The organism is Streptomyces sp. CLV115 (genome assembly GCF_038448545.1).
Lineage (GTDB): Bacteria > Actinomycetota > Actinomycetes > Streptomycetales > Streptomycetaceae > Streptomyces > Streptomyces sanglieri.
The window spans coordinates 1-16,498 of record NZ_JBCEWQ010000050.1 but is presented as its reverse complement, the minus strand read 5'-3'; the positions used below and the strand labels follow the sequence as shown (position 1 = coordinate 16,498).

General features: G+C 69.8%; 14 protein-coding genes. 11 read left to right on the top strand and 3 right to left on the bottom strand.

Annotated features, from left to right (window positions below; translation table 11 throughout):
• Positions 1 to 257: 257 nt before the first annotated feature.
• The 4 genes from dnaK (at position 258) to AADR41_RS18900 (ending at position 4,487) form a co-directional block, all read left to right on the top strand.
• Positions 258 to 2,111 carry a molecular chaperone DnaK gene (dnaK, locus tag AADR41_RS18915; protein ID WP_342282593.1) on the top strand — a complete coding sequence of 618 codons (1,854 nt, stop codon included), beginning with the start codon at positions 258 to 260 and terminating at the stop codon, positions 2,109 to 2,111.
• On the top strand, positions 2,108 to 2,758 hold the full coding sequence (gene grpE / locus AADR41_RS18910; RefSeq protein WP_342282592.1) for a nucleotide exchange factor GrpE: 651 nt from the start codon (positions 2,108 to 2,110) through the stop codon (positions 2,756 to 2,758). Before dnaK ends, grpE begins: the two co-directional genes overlap by 4 nt.
• Before the next feature lie 93 nt (positions 2,759 to 2,851).
• On the top strand, positions 2,852 to 4,039 hold the full coding sequence (dnaJ, locus tag AADR41_RS18905; RefSeq protein WP_342282591.1) for a molecular chaperone DnaJ: 1,188 nt from the start codon (positions 2,852 to 2,854) through the stop codon (positions 4,037 to 4,039).
• Position 4,040: 1 nt separating this feature from the next.
• Entirely contained in the window at positions 4,041 to 4,487 is a 447-nt protein-coding gene (locus AADR41_RS18900) for a heat shock protein transcriptional repressor HspR (protein WP_342282590.1), read from the top strand.
• Between the two features lie 220 nt (positions 4,488 to 4,707).
• On the opposite strand, the gene AADR41_RS18895 is transcribed toward AADR41_RS18900, so the two are convergent.
• The gene (locus AADR41_RS18895) at positions 4,708 to 5,694 is read right to left on the bottom strand and encodes a helix-turn-helix transcriptional regulator (RefSeq protein ID WP_446751070.1); all 987 of its coding nucleotides are present in this window, start codon (positions 5,692 to 5,694) and stop codon (positions 4,708 to 4,710) included.
• A 140-nt stretch (positions 5,695 to 5,834) separates the two neighbouring features.
• On the opposite strand from AADR41_RS18895, the gene AADR41_RS18890 reads away from it, so the two are divergent.
• Both AADR41_RS18890 and AADR41_RS18885 read left to right on the top strand, forming a co-directional pair.
• Positions 5,835 to 6,173 (top strand): hypothetical protein, encoded by a 339-nt coding sequence (locus tag AADR41_RS18890; RefSeq protein WP_342282588.1) that lies wholly within the window; start codon positions 5,835 to 5,837, stop codon positions 6,171 to 6,173.
• Entirely contained in the window at positions 6,170 to 6,490 is a 321-nt protein-coding gene (locus AADR41_RS18885; RefSeq protein WP_072487853.1) for a (2Fe-2S)-binding protein, read from the top strand. The genes AADR41_RS18890 and AADR41_RS18885 overlap by 4 nt, the downstream gene beginning before the upstream one ends.
• Positions 6,491 to 6,606: 116 nt before the next feature.
• Here the strand turns inward: AADR41_RS18885 and AADR41_RS18880 are convergent, their stop codons facing one another.
• Positions 6,607 to 7,011 (bottom strand): pyridoxamine 5'-phosphate oxidase family protein, encoded by a 405-nt coding sequence (locus tag AADR41_RS18880; RefSeq protein ID WP_124719621.1) that lies wholly within the window; start codon positions 7,009 to 7,011, stop codon positions 6,607 to 6,609.
• A gap of 247 nt (positions 7,012 to 7,258) precedes the next feature.
• Between AADR41_RS18880 and clpB the strand changes: the two genes are divergently transcribed.
• The 3 genes from clpB (at position 7,259) to AADR41_RS18865 (ending at position 12,284) form a co-directional block, all read left to right on the top strand.
• Positions 7,259 to 9,880, top strand: coding sequence for an ATP-dependent chaperone ClpB (gene clpB / locus AADR41_RS18875; protein WP_342282587.1), 2,622 nt, complete (start codon positions 7,259 to 7,261; stop codon positions 9,878 to 9,880).
• Between the two features lie 405 nt (positions 9,881 to 10,285).
• Entirely contained in the window at positions 10,286 to 11,551 is a 1,266-nt protein-coding gene (locus AADR41_RS18870; protein ID WP_342282586.1) for an MFS transporter, read from the top strand.
• Positions 11,552 to 11,723: 172 nt separating this feature from the next.
• On the top strand, positions 11,724 to 12,284 hold the full coding sequence (locus AADR41_RS18865; RefSeq protein WP_342282585.1) for a YbjN domain-containing protein: 561 nt from the start codon (positions 11,724 to 11,726) through the stop codon (positions 12,282 to 12,284).
• 72 nt (positions 12,285 to 12,356) lie between these two features.
• Here the strand turns inward: AADR41_RS18865 and AADR41_RS18860 are convergent, their stop codons facing one another.
• The gene (locus AADR41_RS18860) at positions 12,357 to 13,526 is read right to left on the bottom strand and encodes a pyridoxal phosphate-dependent aminotransferase (protein ID WP_342282584.1); all 1,170 of its coding nucleotides are present in this window, start codon (positions 13,524 to 13,526) and stop codon (positions 12,357 to 12,359) included.
• Positions 13,527 to 14,256: 730 nt separating this feature from the next.
• On the opposite strand from AADR41_RS18860, the gene AADR41_RS18855 reads away from it, so the two are divergent.
• Positions 14,257 to 14,778: a DUF2617 family protein gene (locus tag AADR41_RS18855; protein WP_342282583.1), complete on the top strand. Its 522-nt coding sequence runs from the start codon at positions 14,257 to 14,259 to the stop codon at positions 14,776 to 14,778.
• Positions 14,779 to 14,862: 84 nt separating this feature from the next.
• Positions 14,863 to 16,461, top strand: coding sequence for a polyamine aminopropyltransferase (locus AADR41_RS18850; protein WP_342282582.1), 1,599 nt, complete (start codon positions 14,863 to 14,865; stop codon positions 16,459 to 16,461).
• Positions 16,462 to 16,498: the final 37 nt, after the last annotated feature.

The following is a 16,498-nucleotide window of genomic DNA, read 5'->3' as shown; positions in this document are numbered from 1 at the left end:
GGATCGAATGCCGGTTTTGCGTGGCTCACGGCATTTTGTGACAGAACGATCCCATGGGGTGATGATGGGGAAGGGTTGCGCCGCCCGGGGGGCCGGGGGTGTCGTGCGCGATCGGGTCGCAGCCCCGGGAAATGGCGGTCCGCGCGGGGTCTGTGCACGATAGTTGAGTCGCCTCGACTCAGGTCTGTTGACAGTGAGGCGGGGGTCGTGCATCCTTGAGTCAGATCCACTCAAGTAGTCAAGCTGGAGGAATTGAAATGGCACGTGCGGTCGGCATCGACCTGGGCACGACTAACTCCGTCGTCAGCGTTCTCGAAGGCGGCGAGCCCACCGTCATCACCAACGCAGAGGGCGCCAGGACCACGCCGTCCGTCGTCGCCTTCGCGAAGAACGGCGAGGTGCTGGTCGGCGAGGTCGCCAAGCGCCAGGCAGTGACCAACGTCGACAGGACCATCCGCTCCGTCAAGCGCCACATGGGCACTGACTGGAAGATCGACCTGGACGGCAAGAGCTTCAACCCGCAGCAGATGAGCGCCTTCATCCTGCAGAAGCTGAAGCGCGACGCCGAGTCGTACCTGGGCGAGAAGGTGACCGACGCGGTCATCACCGTCCCCGCGTACTTCAACGACTCCGAGCGTCAGGCGACCAAGGAGGCCGGCGAGATCGCGGGCCTGAACGTCCTGCGCATCGTCAACGAGCCGACCGCCGCCGCGCTGGCGTACGGACTCGACAAGGACGACCAGACGATCCTCGTCTTCGACCTCGGTGGCGGCACCTTCGACGTGTCGCTCCTGGAGATCGGTGACGGCGTCGTCGAGGTGAAGGCCACCAACGGTGACAACCACCTCGGTGGTGACGACTGGGACCAGCGCGTCGTCGACTACCTGGTGAAGCAGTTCGCCAACGGGCACGGCGTGGACCTGTCCAAGGACAAGATGGCTCTCCAGCGTCTGCGCGAGGCCGCGGAGAAGGCGAAGATCGAGCTGTCGTCCTCGACGGAGACCTCGATCAACCTGCCGTACATCACGGCGTCCGCCGAGGGCCCGCTGCACCTGGACGAGAAGCTCACGCGCTCGCAGTTCCAGCAGCTCACGGCCGACCTCCTGGACCGCTGCAAGAGCCCGTTCCACAACGTCATCAAGGACGCGGGCATCCAGCTCTCCGAGATCGACCACGTCGTTCTCGTCGGTGGCTCCACCCGTATGCCGGCCGTCGCCGAGCTCGTCAAGGAGCTGACCGGTGGCCAGGAGGCCAACAAGGGTGTGAACCCGGACGAGGTCGTCGCCATCGGCGCCTCGCTCCAGGCCGGTGTCCTCAAGGGTGAAGTCAAGGACGTCCTGCTGCTCGACGTCACCCCGCTGTCCCTCGGTATCGAGACCAAGGGCGGCATCATGACCAAGCTCATCGAGCGCAACACCACGATCCCGACCAAGCGGTCCGAGATCTTCACGACGGCCGAGGACAACCAGCCGTCCGTGCAGATCCAGGTCTACCAGGGCGAGCGCGAGATCGCGGCGTACAACAAGAAGCTCGGGATGTTCGAGCTGACCGGCCTGCCGCCGGCCCCGCGTGGCGTCCCGCAGATCGAGGTCGCGTTCGACATCGACGCGAACGGCATCATGCACGTCGCCGCCAAGGACCTCGGCACCGGCAAGGAGCAGAAGATGACCGTCACCGGCGGCTCCTCGCTGCCGAAGGACGAGGTCAACCGGATGCGTGAGGAGGCCGAGCAGTACGCGGAGGAGGACCACCGCCGCCGCGAGGCCGCCGAGTCGCGCAACCAGGGCGAGCAGCTCGTCTACCAGACGGAGAAGTTCCTCAAGGACAACGAGGACAAGGTCCCCGGCGACGTGAAGACGGAGGTGGAGACCGCGCTCACCGAGCTGAAGGAGAAGCTCAAGGGCGAGGACACCGCCGAGATCCGTACCGCCACCGAGAAGGTCGCGGCCGTCTCGCAGAAGCTCGGCCAGGCGATGTACGCCAACGCCCAGGCCGACGGCGCTCCGCAGGGCGACCCGCAGTCGGGTGCCCAGCAGGCCAAGGCCGATGACGATGTCGTCGATGCCGAGATCGTGGACGACGAGAAGGACGCCAAGGGCGGTGCGGTGTGACCGAGGAGACTCCGGGTTTCGAGGAGAAGCCCGACGTCCCTTCCGGCGCCACCCCTGACGGAGCTGAGCCGAAGGACGCCGCCCCCTCTTCGGAGGAGGGGGCGTCCCCGGCCGGGGACGGAGTACAGACAGTCGGCCTGACGGCCCAGCTGGACCAGGTCCGCACCGCGCTCAACGAGCGCACGGGCGACCTCCAGCGGCTCCAGGCCGAGTACCAGAACTATCGCCGCCGCGTCGAGCGGGACCGGGCCACGGTCAAGGAGATCGCAGTCGCGGGTCTCCTGTCCGAGCTCCTGCCCGTGCTCGACGACGTCGGCCGGGCCCGCGATCACGGCGAGCTCGTGGGCGGGTTCAAGTCGGTGGCCGAGTCTCTGGAGACGGTCGTCGCCAAGCTGGGCCTGCAGCAGTTCGGCAAGGAGGGCGAGCCCTTCGACCCGACGATCCACGAAGCCCTGATGCACTCGTACGCGCCGGATGTCACGGAGACGACCTGCGTGGCGATCCTGCAGCCGGGGTATCGGATCGGCGAGCGCACCATCCGCCCCGCGCGGGTGGCGGTGGCCGAGCCCCAGCCGGGCGCGACGCCGGCCGCAGCGAAGGAAGAGAAGGCAACCGACGAGGAGAGCGGTGGCACCGAGGAGGTCTGACATTCCGTCCGACCACCTCGTGGCCCACCGCCCGGCCATGCGACCGGCACACAAGCCGGTCGCATGGCCGATCGTCCGGAAGGAGGGACGTCGATGAGCACGAAGGACTTCGTCGAGAAGGACTACTACAAGGTCCTCGGCGTCCCCAAGGACGCCACCGACGCCGAGATCAAGAAGGCGTACCGGAAGCTCGCCCGCGAGTTCCACCCGGACGCCAACAAGGGCGACGACAAGGCCGAGGAGCGCTTCAAGGAGATCTCCGAGGCGAACGACGTCCTCGGTGACAGCAAGAAGCGCAAGGAGTACGACGAGGCGCGCGCCCTCTTCGGCAACGGCGGCTTCCGGGCCGGACCCGGCGGCGCCGGAGGCAACTTCAACTTCGACCTGGGCGACCTCTTCGGAGGCGCCCAGGGCGGGGGCCAGGGCGGCGCGGCCGGCGGTTTCGGCGGTGGCGGCGGTCTGGGCGACGTCTTCGGCGGCCTGTTCAACCGGGGCGGCACGGGGACGCGGGTGCAGCCGCGGCGCGGCCAGGACATCGAGTCCGAGGTGACGCTCAGCTTCACCGAGGCGGTCGAGGGGGCCACGGTCCCGCTGAGGATGTCCAGCCAGGCGCCCTGCAAGGCCTGTTCCGGCACCGGCGACAAGAACGGCACCCCCAGGGTCTGCCCGACCTGTCTCGGCACCGGCCAGGTGTCGCGCGGCACCGGCGGCGGCTTCTCGCTCACCGACCCCTGCGTGGACTGCAAGGGCCGGGGCCTCATCGCCCAGGACCCGTGCGACGTCTGCAAGGGCAGCGGGCGGGCGAAGTCCTCCAAGACCATGCAGGTCAGGATTCCGGCGGGCGTCTCGGACAACCAGCGGATCCGGCTGCGCGGCAAGGGCGGCCCGGGCGAGCGCGGTGGACCGGCCGGCGATCTGTACGTCGTGGTCCATGTCGACGCCCACCCGGTCTTCGGCCGCAAGGGCGACAACCTCACGGTCACCGTGCCCGTCGACTTCACGGAGGCGGCGCTCGGCGGCGATGTGAAGGTGCCCACGCTCGGCGGCCCGCCGGTCACGCTGAAGCTGCCCGCCGGCACTCCCAACGGGCGTACGATGCGCGCCCGCGGCAAGGGCGCCGTGCGCAAGGACGGCACCCGGGGCGACCTGCTGGTCACCGTCGAGGTGAAGGTGCCGGGCGACCTCAGCAACGAGGCCAGGGACGCCCTGGAGGCCTACCGGAAGGCGACCGCGGGCCAGGACCCGCGGGCGGAGCTGTTCCAGGCAGCGAAGGGAGCTTGAGGTGGACGGCCGACGACGCAATCCGTACGAACTGACCGACGAATCCCCGGTGTACGTGATCTCGATCGCGGCCCAGCTCTCGGGCCTGCATCCGCAGACACTGCGCCAGTACGACCGTCTCGGCCTCGTCTCGCCCGACCGCACGGCCGGGCGCGGCAGGCGCTACTCGGCCCGCGACATCGAGCTGCTGCGCACCGTGCAGCAGCTGTCGCAGGACGAGGGCATCAACCTCGCCGGCATCAAGCGCATCATCGAGCTGGAGAACCAGGTCGCCGCGCTCCAGCAGCGCGTCGCCGAGCTGTCTGCGGCGGTGGACGGCGCGGCCCAGGCCATGCAGCAGCGAGAGGCCCAGGTGCACGCCTCCTACCGGCGCGATCTGGTGCCGTATCAGGACGTCCAGCAGACCGGCGCGTTGGTGGTCTGGCGGCCGAAGCGGCCGAAGGACTGAGCCGGAGGCCGAGTCGGAGGACTGGCCGACGGACCGAGTCGAAGGACTGAGCCGACGGTGAAGGGCCGGGGAGCGGACCTGCGGGTCGGTTTCCCGGCCCTTTGCCGTACGCAGGTGTGTGCGGTGCCGTGATGCTCGGTGTGGTGCGCGATGTGGCGGTGTACGGCCGTGCCGTGCGTTCTGCGCGTCGCGCGCGGTGCGTGTGCTGTGCGGGGTCCGGTCAGCTCTGCTCCTCCTCCAGGATTCCCGACCGCGCTATCAGGTAGCCGAGTTGGGCCCGGCTGCTGCTGCCGAGTGCGGCGGCGAGCTTGGCGACGTGGGCGCGGCAGGTACGGACGTTCATGCCGAGTCTGCGGGCGATCGAGTCGTCCACGTGGCCCTCCACGAGGAGCTGGGCTATGGAGCGCTGAACCCCGCTGATGCCCAGGGAGGTCGGTTCGTACTTGACCTCCTCCCGCAGCGGAGCGGCCCTCGTCCAGAACTGCTCGAACACGTTGACCAGATACTGCACGAGCCCGGGATGGCGGAGTTCCAGGGCCATCTGGTCGTCGTCGCTGGCCGGGATGAAGGCGACGGTCCGGTCGAACACGATCAGGCGGCCGATCAGCTCTTCGAGCGTGCGTATCTCCACGTTGTCGTCGGTCATGCGCTCCGCGTACGCGAGCGTGCTGGGGCTGTGGCGCGCGGTGTGCTGGTAGAGGGTGCGCATGCTGACGCCCCGGTGGACCACGGACAGGCCGCGTTGCAGCGACTTGCTGAAACGATGCTCGGCCCGGCCGCCGCCGGGCTGGACGGTGAGCACTTCGGCGCGGCACTCCGCGGTGGCGAGATCGAGGGCCGCGTTGATCCGGTTCTCGCCCTCCAGCACGGTGATGGCGTGGGTGCTGGGCGGCCCCAGAGTGCTGATGTCCATGAATGGCTCGAACGACTCCGTCAGTTCGACCGAGTGCCGGCGCCGCTCCAGGATCTCCCGCTCGATGGGATGCAGATGCTGCGCGAGAGCGGTGGTCGGCGGAACAGGCCGGAGCCAGTCCGGGTCGTCCGGATCGGGATGCAGTAGCGCGAACTCCATCAGGCAGGGCGCCGGTTCCACTTCGGCGCGGGCGATGCGTCCCAACCGCAAAGCGCTGGCGTAAAGGCGTGCCCCCGCGTCGCACAGTTCGGTGATCCCATGAGAATGTGTCGGCTTTGTGTTGCTTGTGGTCATATCGTCACCCCCCAGGTTCCTGAACATGCAGGAACATGATGCATCTACTCAGTGGTGCTCGCGTGCCCAGGTGAGACATCGTCTTAGGTGCGGGGGAGAAGAATCCACAAGTGAGGACGAAGCCGACTATGTATAAGCGAATGCATCGCTCGGCGCTTGCCGTCTCGTTCGTCGCGGCCCTGGGCATCGGGCTGCTGGGCGGCAGCGACATTGGCTGGAGCGAGGACAGTGTTGCCGGTGGCGACATCGGGTGGACTGTCCGGGCCGGAGCCGACGGTGACATCGGGTGGCCGGTCGCACCCGGCAAGTCGTCCGACATCGGCTGGGTCGTCCAGGCCGCGGCCGACGGCGACATCGGGTGGCCGGTCGCACCCGCCAAGTCGTCCGACATCGGCTGGGTCGCACCCGCCAAGTCGTCCGACATCGGCTGGGTCTCGCCCGCCCGTATCGGCTCCGCCACGGTCCAGCCGGGCGCATGACCATCCCGCCGGACGACCGGACCTTCCGGCGCGAGATGGCCACGGCCTACCGATCAGGCTGGCATTTCATCGATCTCGTCACCGCCATCCCCCACTGTGGCGACTCGTTGATGGTCACTCTGTTCGGCGACCCCATCGTTGTCGCACGTGAAGAAGACGACGAAGTACGTGCCTACCGATGCCTCCGCAAGCCGCGTGGAGCCCCGCAGCCCGTTCGCTGTGCGATCCGGTACGACATGATTTTCGTCAACCTCGACCGGCGTGACCACCAGCTGTTCGAGCCAGAGACTATTTCCGCCACCCCCCGCAGTGCCTGAGCGATCCCCCGTCGTTACATGTCGCTCAGTCACTCCCCCACACAACGGCGCCATCGTGACCTGAACACGATGGCGCCGTTGTGCTTTTCCCGGCCGGGTACGGTCCGAAGCCGTGCTCAGGCCCTGCCGAGCGCCCGGTCGACGGCGATCTCGATGACGATCCGGTCCGGGTTGGGCGCCGGCGTGCGCTCGTAGCGCTCCGCGTAGCGGCGTACCGCGTCGGCCACCGCCTCCGGCTCCGTGCGCACCGTCGCACGCCCCTCCAGCGTCGCCCAGCGGCGCCCGTCGATCTGGCAGACCGCGACCCGTGCCCCGTCCGGGCCCGCGGCCAGCACGTTGGCGGCCTTCCTGGTGTTCTTTCCGGTGATGACCCGCGCCAGCCTCGTCTCGGGGTCGTACGTCACGCCCACCGGCACCACGTGCGGCGTGCCGTCCGGACGGGGCGTGGTCAGGGTGCACACATGCCGCGCGCGCCAGAAGGCGAGGTACTCGGGGCCGGGATTCGTCACGTCGACTGCCATGTGGACAGCGTAGGCAGCGCGGGCGGGGGTCCGGCCCGCCGCCCCCGCTGCGGTGGCGGAGGGCCGGGGCGGCCGGTTCACTCGAAGCGCCGGAATCGGTGGAATCGGACCCGGGACGGCTCCCGGCCACAAGTTGAGCGGAGTGGACTCAATTTTGGATTGAGTGGGGTAGACTCAACTTTACGCACGTCGACCTAGTCAGTGTTGTCGAGAGGGCAGTCACCGCAAGAAGGAGGAGAAAGCGCACGTGGACGCCGAGCTGACCAACAAGAGCCGGGACGCCATCAACGCGGCCACCAGCAGGGCCGTGAAGGACGGGCACCCCGATCTGACCCCCGGGCACCTGCTGCTCGCGCTGCTCGCGGGCGAGGACAACGAGAACGTCACCGATCTGCTCGCCGCCGTCGAGGCCGACCAGATCGCCGTACGCACCGAGACCGAGCGGCTGCTGGGTGCCCAGCCCAGCGTCACCGGGTCCACCGTCGCCCCGCCGCAGCCCAACCGCGAGCTGCTCGCCGTCATCGCCGACGCCGCGCAGCGCGCGAAGGAGCTCGGCGACGACTACATCTCCACCGAGCACCTGCTGATCGGCATCGCGGCCGAGGGCGGCCGCGCCGGTGAGATCCTCAGTGGGCAGGGGGCCAGTGCGAAGAGGCTGCTGGACGCATTCGAGAAGAGCAGGGGAGGGCGCCGGGTGACCACACCCGACCCGGAGGGCCAGTACAAGGCGCTGGAGAAGTTCGGTACGGACTTCACCGCCGCCGCACGCGAGGGCAAGCTCGACCCGGTCATCGGCCGTGACCAGGAGATCCGCCGGGTCGTCCAGGTGCTCTCCCGCCGCACGAAGAACAACCCCGTGCTCATCGGTGAGCCCGGCGTCGGCAAGACGGCCGTCGTCGAGGGCCTCGCCCAGCGCATCGTCAAGGGTGACGTCCCCGAGTCCCTGAAGAACAAGCGGCTCGTCTCGCTCGACCTCGGCGCGATGGTCGCGGGTGCCAAGTACCGCGGCGAGTTCGAGGAGCGGCTGAAGACCGTCCTCTCCGAGATCAAGGAGAGCGACGGGCAGATCATCACCTTCATCGACGAGCTGCACACCGTCGTGGGCGCGGGCGCCGGCGGCGACTCCGCCATGGACGCCGGCAACATGCTCAAGCCGATGCTGGCCCGCGGCGAGCTCCGCATGGTCGGCGCGACGACGCTCGACGAGTACCGCGAGCGGATCGAGAAGGACCCCGCCCTGGAGCGCCGCTTCCAGCAGGTGCTGGTGGCCGAGCCGAGCGTCGAGGACACCATCGCGATCCTGCGCGGGCTCAAGGGCCGCTACGAGGCCCACCACAAGGTCTCCATCGCGGACTCGTCCCTGGTGGCCGCCGCGACCCTCTCCGACCGCTACATCACCTCCCGCTTCCTCCCCGACAAGGCGATCGACCTGGTCGACGAGGCGGCGTCCCGGCTGCGCATGGAGATCGACTCCTCGCCGGTCGAGATCGACGAGCTCCAGCGCGCCGTCGACCGCCTCCACATGGAGGAGCTGGCCCTCAAGAACGAGACCGACCCCGGCTCCCGGCAGCGCCTGGAGAAGCTCCGCCGCGACCTCGCCGACAAGGAGGAGGAGCTGCGCGGCCTCAACGCCCGCTGGGAGAAGGAGAAGCAGGGCCTCAACCGCGTCGGTGAGCTGAAGGAGCGCCTCGACGAGCTGCACGGCCAGGCCGAACGCGCCCAGCGCGACGGTGACTTCGACACCGCCTCCAAGCTGCTGTACGGGGAGATCCCCGGCCTGGAGCGGGAGCTGGCGGAGGCGAACGAGGCCGAGCAGGAGGCCGCGAAGGACACGATGGTCAAGGAGGAGGTCGGCCCGGACGACATCGCCGACGTCGTCGGCTCCTGGACCGGCATCCCGGCCGGGCGTCTGCTGGAGGGCGAGACGCAGAAGCTGCTGCGCATGGAGGACGAGCTCGGCAAGCGCCTGATCGGGCAGGGCGAGGCCGTGCGGGCGGTGTCGGACGCGGTGCGCCGCACCCGCGCCGGAATCGCCGACCCCGACCGGCCCACCGGCTCGTTCCTCTTCCTCGGCCCGACCGGTGTCGGCAAGACGGAGCTCGCCAAGGCGCTCGCCGACTTCCTCTTCGACGACGAGCGGGCCATGGTCCGCATCGACATGAGCGAGTACGGCGAGAAGCACAGCGTGGCGCGGCTCGTCGGCGCCCCGCCCGGATACATCGGCTACGAGGAGGGCGGCCAGCTCACCGAGGCGGTCCGCCGCCGCCCGTACAGCGTCGTGCTGCTGGACGAGGTCGAGAAGGCCCACCCCGAGGTCTTCGACATCCTGCTCCAGGTCCTGGACGACGGCCGGCTCACCGACGGGCAGGGCCGGACGGTGGACTTCCGCAACACCATCCTGATCCTGACCTCCAACCTCGGCAGCCAGTTCCTGGTCGATCCCCTGACCAAGCCCGAGGAGAAGAAGCAACGGGTCCTGGAGGCCGTACGGGCCTCGTTCAAGCCGGAGTTCCTCAACCGGCTCGACGACCTGGTGGTCTTCTCCGCCCTGTCCGGCGACGAGCTCGCGCACATCGCGAAGCTCCAGATCGACCGGCTCGCCAAGCGGCTGGCCGACCGGCAGCTCACGCTCGACGTCACCCCGGCCGCCCTGGCCTGGCTGGCCGAGGAGGGCAACGACCCGGCGTACGGGGCGCGGCCGCTGCGCCGCCTCATCCAGACGGCGATCGGCGACCGGCTGGCGAAGGAGATCCTGTCCGGCGAGGTGAAGGACGGGGACACCGTCCGGGTGGACCGGGTCGGCGACGACCTGCTGGTCGGCCCCGCGACCGCGGACACCGGCGCGGCGGCTCCGGGCGGCGCCTCGTAGCGGGCACCCGGCCCGATCGGTGCCGGGCCCCGGCCGGAGGACCCAGGTGTCCCCGGCCGGGGCCCTGTCGTCGGCGCCGCCGTGCGGAAGGGGAGACATCGCGGTGATTCCGCGAGAAAGCGGTGATTCCGCAAGGAACGGGATGGGGGGAATCATCGCCGTCATTGGTGATCCATTGTTCAACATCGATATTGCGCCAAACGCCTGGCCCTGTACTGAGGGGCGGCAGCCCCTGGAATGGCTCCTTCCGGGCTGCATCACCCGCCCTTGACAAGGGAGTTCCGCTCGGACGGGGACAGTGCGCGCCCGGTGGTGTGCGAATAATCAGGACACCCCGGAGCGTCCTCCGTGGCCTGCCCGCGAGCAGGCTTGGGGCCCGAATTGGACAGTCTGTAGCGTGCCCGCATGAACGAGCGGATGGGCGATGAGATAAATCCGGGGCTCAAAAAGCCCAGATCTGACAATCTCTTTCACCTTGGCGAATTCCGTACCCTCTGGGCTGCCTACGCCCAGTCGATCCTGGGTGACCAACTGGCCCGCGTGGCCCTGTCGTTGCTCGTGTTCGAACGAACCGACTCGCCGGGGTGGACCGCGGCGACGTACGCGCTGACCACCTTGCCGGCGCTGCTGTCCGGGGTGCTCCTGTCCGGCCTGGCGGACCGGTTCCCCCGGCGTACGGTCATGATCAGCTGCGACCTGGTGCGGATGGTGCTGGTCGGGCTGATGGCGCTGCCCGGGATGCCCCTGCCGCTGCTGGCCGGGCTGCTGGTGCTCGCGCAGCTGGCCGAGGCGCCCTTCGGCGCCGCCCAGGGCGCGCTGCTGCCCACCGTGCTCGGCACACAGAGGTACGAACGCGGCCAGCGGGTCATGCAGATCACCCATCAGGTCGGACAGCTGGTCGGCTTCGCCGGCGGCGGTCTGCTGGCCGCGTGGCTGGGCAGCAACCTCTCCCTGGGCGTGAACGCGGCGACCTTCCTCCTTTCGGCGACCCTGATCAGGACCGGCGTGAAGGCCCGTCCCTCGGCGAGTGCCGATGCCCGCAGGACGCGGCTCGGCGCGCAGGTCGGGGGTGCGGCCGCGCTGATCTGGTCGGACCGCAGGCTCCGGTCGCTGCTGGCGCTGGGGTGGCTCGCGGGCTTCATCGTCCTGCCGGAGGGGCTGGCGGCCCCGTTCGCGGACGAGGCCGGCGGCGGCGCCTATTCGGTGGGACTCCTGCTCGCCTCGCATCCGGCGGGGATGGTGCTGGGCGCGGCGCTGCTGGGCCGGGCCAAGGTCGGTGACGAGTTGCGGCGCCGTCTGCTCGGGCCGTTGGCGATCGGCGCGAATCTGCCGCTCCTGGTCTACTGGCTCGACCCCAGTGTGGCCGTGGCCATGTTCCTGCTGCTGGTGGCCGGGGTGTGCTCCGCCTACCAGATCACCGCCGGCGCCACCTTCGTGCTCCTGACCCCGGTCGACCGGCGTGGCCAGGCACTGGGACTCGCCAGGTCGGGGGTGACCGCCATGCAGGGGATCGGCGTCGCCGCGGGGGGCGTGGCGACGGAGCTGACCGGCTCGTCGGCGAACACCATCGGCGCGTCCGGACTCCTCGGAGTGCTGTGCGCGATTCTCGCCGCCGCCGCCTGGGCCCGGGCCCGGGTGTCGGACGGGCAGACGACTCCCCGTAGTGCTTAGGGGGTGTCCGACGAATGCCTGCGGCGTCCCGGGGTCCGGCATTCATTCACCGGACACCCCCAGGGCGTGTCCGGCCGATCACGGCCGACAGGCCCTGGAAGACCCCCTGGCCGCGAAACGCGGCTAGGGTCGTCGGCAGGAAACCACGTGCGATCCACAGGAGTACCCAGCGATGTCTATCGATCCGTCCTCGATTCCGAATTTCGGGGGCCAGCCCGAACCGCAGGCGGCAGGACCCGAGGGCCCCGTTGTCCCTGACCAGGACCTCGTCAAGCAGCTTCTTGAGCAGATGGAGCTGAAGTACGTCGTCGACGACGAGGGTGACCTCGCGGCGCCGTGGGAGGAATTCCGGACGTACTTCATGTTCCGGGGCGAGGACGAGCAGCAGGTCTTCTCGGTCCGTACGTTCTACGACCGCCCGCACGCCGCGGACCAGCGCCCGGTCCTGCTCGACGCGATCGACGACTGGAACCGCCGCACCCTGTGGCCCAAGGTCTACACGCACACCCACGAGCCCGAGGAGGGCTCCGAGGAGACCGAGGTCTCGGTCCGCCTGATCGGTGAGGCGCAGATGCTCATCGGTACGGGCGTCAGCCTGGAGCACTTCGTCTCGTCGACGGTCAGCTGGGTGCGCGCCTCGATCGAGTTCGACAAGTGGCTGCAGGAGCGCCTGGGCCTGGCCCCGGCCGAGGAGAAGGCGCCGGAGGACGGCGACGACGCCCCGGGCGCCTGAGCCCCCGTACGGCAGTGACACCCCACCCCGGGGCAGCGGTCCGCACGACCGCCGCCCCGGGGTGGGCCGGTTTCAGGGCGCCAGGCGCCGCAGCCGGCCGGCCGCCTCCCGCAGGACGTCCTCCTTCTTGCAGAAGGTGAAGCGCACCTGGCTGCGGCCGGCGTCCGGGTCGTCGTAGAAGACGGAGTTGGGGACGGCGACGACGCCGCAGCGCTCGGGCAGCGCGCGGCAGAAGGCGTAGGCGTCCTTCTCCCCGAAGGGCGTGATGTCGGTGGTGATGAAGTACGTGCCCTGGGGCCGGTGGACGTCGAACCCGGCCGCGCGCAGGCCGTCGCCGAGCAGGTCGCGCTTGCGGCGGAGGTCGGCGCGGAAGCCCTCGAAGTAGGAGTCCGGCAGGCGCAGCGCCTCGGCGACGGCGTACTGGAACGGGCCCGCGCTCACATAGGTCAGATACTGCTTCGCGGTCCGGACCGCGGCGACCAGCGGGGCGCTCGCGGTGACCCAGCCGACCTTCCAGCCGGTGAACGAGAAGGTCTTGCCGGCGGACGAGATGGAGACCGTGCGCTCGCGCATGCCGGGCAGTGAGATCAGCGGGATGTGTTCGCCCTCGAAGACCAGGTGTTCGTAGACCTCGTCGGTGACCACGAGAAGGTCGTGCTCCACCGCAAGATCGGCGATCGTGGTGAGTTCCTCGCGGGTGAGGACCATGCCCGTCGGGTTGTGCGGGCTGTTCAGCAGCAGCAGCCGGGTGCGGGGGGTGATCGCGTCCCGGAGGGCGTCGAGATCGGGGCGGAAGTCCGGGGCGCGGAGGGTCAGCGGTACGCGACGGCCGCCCGCCATGGCGATGCAGGCGGCGTAGGAGTCGTAGAAGGGCTCGAAGGCGATGACCTCGTCGCCGGGCTCCAGCAGCGCCAGCATGGACGCGGCGATGGCCTCGGTGGCCCCGGCGGTGACCAGGACCTCGGTGTCGGGGTCGTGGGCGAGACCGTAGCGCCGTTGCTGGTGGTCGGCGATCGCGGTGCGCAGTTCGGGGATGCCGGGGCCCGGTGGGTACTGGTTGCCGTGCCCGTCGCGCAGCGCCCGGACCGCGGCCTCGCGGATCTCTTCGGGGCCGTCGGTGTCGGGGAAGCCCTGGCCGAGGTTGATGGAGCCGGTCCGTACGGCAAGCGCCGACATCTCCGCGAAGATCGTGGTTCCGAACTCGGCGAGGCGGCGGTTGAGCAGCGGTCGTCCCTGTGTCATGGCTGTCATCCTGCGCAAAAGCTCTGGAGTTGCTCAAGTCTGCTTTGGCCGTTCGGGGGCGGGGGCATCCCCCTCACACGCAGAAGGAGCAGGGAAGCGGGGGACCTCGCTTCGGGGGACGGAAGGGCGTGGGGTCGATGGGTGTTCTCGTCGGTGTGGTGGCGGTCGTTCTGATCGTGTTGTTCGTCTCGGGGCTGGTTCGCGCCGGGAACCGGTCGAAGGCCGGCAGGCGCGGTGTGCGGCGGGGGGCCGCGGGTGGCAGCGCGGGAGGCGGCTGGTGGGCCGGGAGCGACGGGGGCGGTGGTTCGTCCTGCGGAAGCGGGCACTCCGGGCACTCGGGGCACTCCGGTGGTCATTCGTGCGGCGGCGGACACTCCTCGTGCGGTGGCGGTTCCTCGTGCGGCGGCGGGGGCGGATGCGGCGGAGGAAGCTGATCCGGACGGCTGGTTTTGAAGGTGTCCGGCGGGTGAACTCCCGCCGGACACCTTTTTGTTGGACATTCGGCGCGTTGCCGGTGAACAGATGAACCGGGAGGCCCCCGAGGGGATGGAAACCACGGCAAGTTGGGTAAAAACGCTGTGGATGTGACTTATTCGTGGTTCCCTCGGTTGAGAGAACATTCAGCCCTCGGACCCCAGTTGGACCTGATCGGGCGCTACCCACCTCCCACGCGCATCGCGCCGGGAGCGTCCCCTGTCCATGCGTCCATGCTTGCTTGCGGAGCCGACCCATGCTCACGACCCTCCAGACGGCTTATTCCGATACCCGTGCTGCCGATCTGGCCTGGGCGCTGGGGCGCGAACCGCTCCCCGCCCTGGCCGTGCTCGATCTCGATCTCGCGGGTGCCAGGCTTCAGCTGCGCCTGCTCGGTGCCTCCCACCAGGTGCTTCTCGAAGAGGACCGCGGCACCTGTTCCGAAACCGTCGCCTGTATCCCCGGGAGCAGCACCCCGCTCCCGCTCGGTGTCTCCAAGCGCCTCGGGGAATGGGAGTACGAATTCGCGGCGCGCGTCGAGACGCTCTCGGAGGGCTCGTTCGCGGGGCGCGCGCAGGAGCTGCTCGCGCTGGTGGCCGACCACCCGCAGGGTCTCGCCGGGACGTTCCCCGGCAGCCCGCACGCCTTCACCGCCATGCTCGCCCAGCGGACCGAGGGCCAGGTGCGGTGGCGCACCTGGCACGCGTACCCGCAGGAGGGACAGTTGGTGGTGACGCGCACCCGAGTGGGAGTGCGGATGCCGGCGGCTGCGTTCTGAGTGGTCCCAACTCCGTTGTGAGCACGCCACTTACACCCTTGTGGGTGACAGGCTGCCACGTAATCGTGACGTAGCGTTCGCATCATGATCGACCAGCAGGTGTCGCTGCGAGGGGGCGCGGCATGCCTTCCCGTACGGCCGAGGACCGGTCGGTATCTCGTGCTCGCCGCTGTCTTCGTCTGTGCCGCCTGCGGCCTGGTGTACGAGCTCGAACTGGTGGCGCTCGCCTCATATCTGATCGGTGATTCGGTCACCCAGGCCTCGGTCGTGCTGTCCGTGATGGTCTTCGCGATGGGCGTCGGCTCGCTTCTCGCGAAACGTTTACGCAGTCGTGCCGCAGTGGGTTTCGGGCTGATCGAGGCGGCGCTCGCGCTCGTCGGCGGTTCCTCGGCGCTGGTGCTGTACGCGTCGTTCGCCTGGATCGGGGAGTCGCGGTACGCCCTGGTCGGGTTCTCGCTCACGATCGGGATCCTGATCGGTGCGGAGATCCCGCTGCTGATGACGTTGATCCAGCGCGTCGACCGGCAGGACGCGGGTGGCGCCGTCGCGGATCTCTTCGCCGCCGACTACGTGGGCGCGCTGGTCGGCGGGCTCGCCTTCCCGTTCCTGCTGCTGCCGATGCTCGGGCAGCTCACCGGGGCGCTGTTCACCGGCGCGGTCAACGCGGCGGCGGGCGGGGCGCTGGTGCTGTGGGTGTTCCGGCGGGACCTCGGCCCGCGCTCGCGCTGGCTGCTGATCGTGTTCAACGTGGCGGTGATCGCGGTGCTGGCGGTCGCCACCGCGCTGGTCGACGACTTCGAGCGGGCGGCGCGGCACGCGGTGTACGGGGGCGCGGTGCGGGTCGCGGTGCAGACCGAGGTCCAGGAGGTGGTGCTGACGGGATCGGGCCGCAGCTCGCTGGACCTGTATCTGGACGGGCGGCTGCGGGTCAGCGGGCGCGACGAGTACCGCTACCACGAGGCGCTGGTGCACCCGGCGATGAACGGGCCGCACGCCCGTGTGCTGATCCTGGGCGGCGGTGACGGCCTCGCCGCCCGGGAGGTGCTGCGCTACCCGGACGTACGCGATGTCACCGTGGTCGAGCTGGACCGGGGCGTCACCCGGCTGGCCCGTACCGACCCGGCGCTCTCGGAGCTGAACGGCCACGCGTTCCGCGACCCCCGGGTCACCGCGGTCACCGCCGACGCCTTCAACTGGCTGCGGGCGGCGCACGGCGGCTACGACGTGGTGATCTCCGATCTGCCCGACCCCGGGATCTCCACCAGCACGAAGCTCTACTCGGCGGAGTTCTACGGCCTGGTCGCCGAGGCGCTCGCGCCCGGCGGCCGGGTGGTGGTGCATGGAGGCCCCTCGGTGTCCCGGCCGCGCACCTTCTGGACGGTCGAGGCGTCGATGCGGGCGGCGGGCCTGCGTACCCGCCCGTACCGGATCGACGGCCGGCCGGCCGATTCCGCGGCCGGACCCGACCGGGCCACGCACCGGGCCCGGCGCACGCACGGCTGGGGCTTCGTGCTGGCCGGCCCGGGAAAGGCGCCGAAGCTCGGCCTCGCCCGGAACGCGCCGGAGCTGCGGTCGATGACGGAGCCGGAGCTGGCGGACGCGGGGCGGCGCACGGAGCACGACCGGCTGCCGGGGCTGGAGCCGTCGACGCTGGTGCATCCGCGCTACTGGGGGGACCGGTGAGTGGGTGGTGGTGATGCGGGGCGGTGGGGGTCTCGGG

Bases quoted from the DNA above. Each gene is read 5' to 3' on its own strand.
- dnaK (WP_342282593.1), top strand. From the start codon at position 258: ATGGCACGTGCGGTCGGCATCGACCTGGGCACGACTAACTCCGTCGTC.
- dnaJ (WP_342282591.1), top strand. From the start codon at position 2,852: ATGAGCACGAAGGACTTCGTCGAGAAGGACTACTACAAGGTCCTCGGC.
- AADR41_RS18895 (WP_446751070.1), bottom strand. From the start codon at position 5,694: ATGACCACAAGCAACACAAAGCCGACACATTCTCATGGGATCACCGAA.
- AADR41_RS18890 (WP_342282588.1), top strand. From the start codon at position 5,835: ATGCATCGCTCGGCGCTTGCCGTCTCGTTCGTCGCGGCCCTGGGCATC.
- AADR41_RS18885 (WP_072487853.1), top strand. From the start codon at position 6,170: ATGACCATCCCGCCGGACGACCGGACCTTCCGGCGCGAGATGGCCACG.
- AADR41_RS18880 (WP_124719621.1), bottom strand. From the start codon at position 7,011: ATGGCAGTCGACGTGACGAATCCCGGCCCCGAGTACCTCGCCTTCTGG.
- AADR41_RS18870 (WP_342282586.1), top strand. From the start codon at position 10,286: ATGAACGAGCGGATGGGCGATGAGATAAATCCGGGGCTCAAAAAGCCC.
- AADR41_RS18865 (WP_342282585.1), top strand. From the start codon at position 11,724: ATGTCTATCGATCCGTCCTCGATTCCGAATTTCGGGGGCCAGCCCGAA.
- AADR41_RS18860 (WP_342282584.1), bottom strand. From the start codon at position 13,526: ATGACACAGGGACGACCGCTGCTCAACCGCCGCCTCGCCGAGTTCGGA.
- AADR41_RS18855 (WP_342282583.1), top strand. From the start codon at position 14,257: ATGCTCACGACCCTCCAGACGGCTTATTCCGATACCCGTGCTGCCGAT.
- AADR41_RS18850 (WP_342282582.1), top strand. From the start codon at position 14,863: ATGATCGACCAGCAGGTGTCGCTGCGAGGGGGCGCGGCATGCCTTCCC.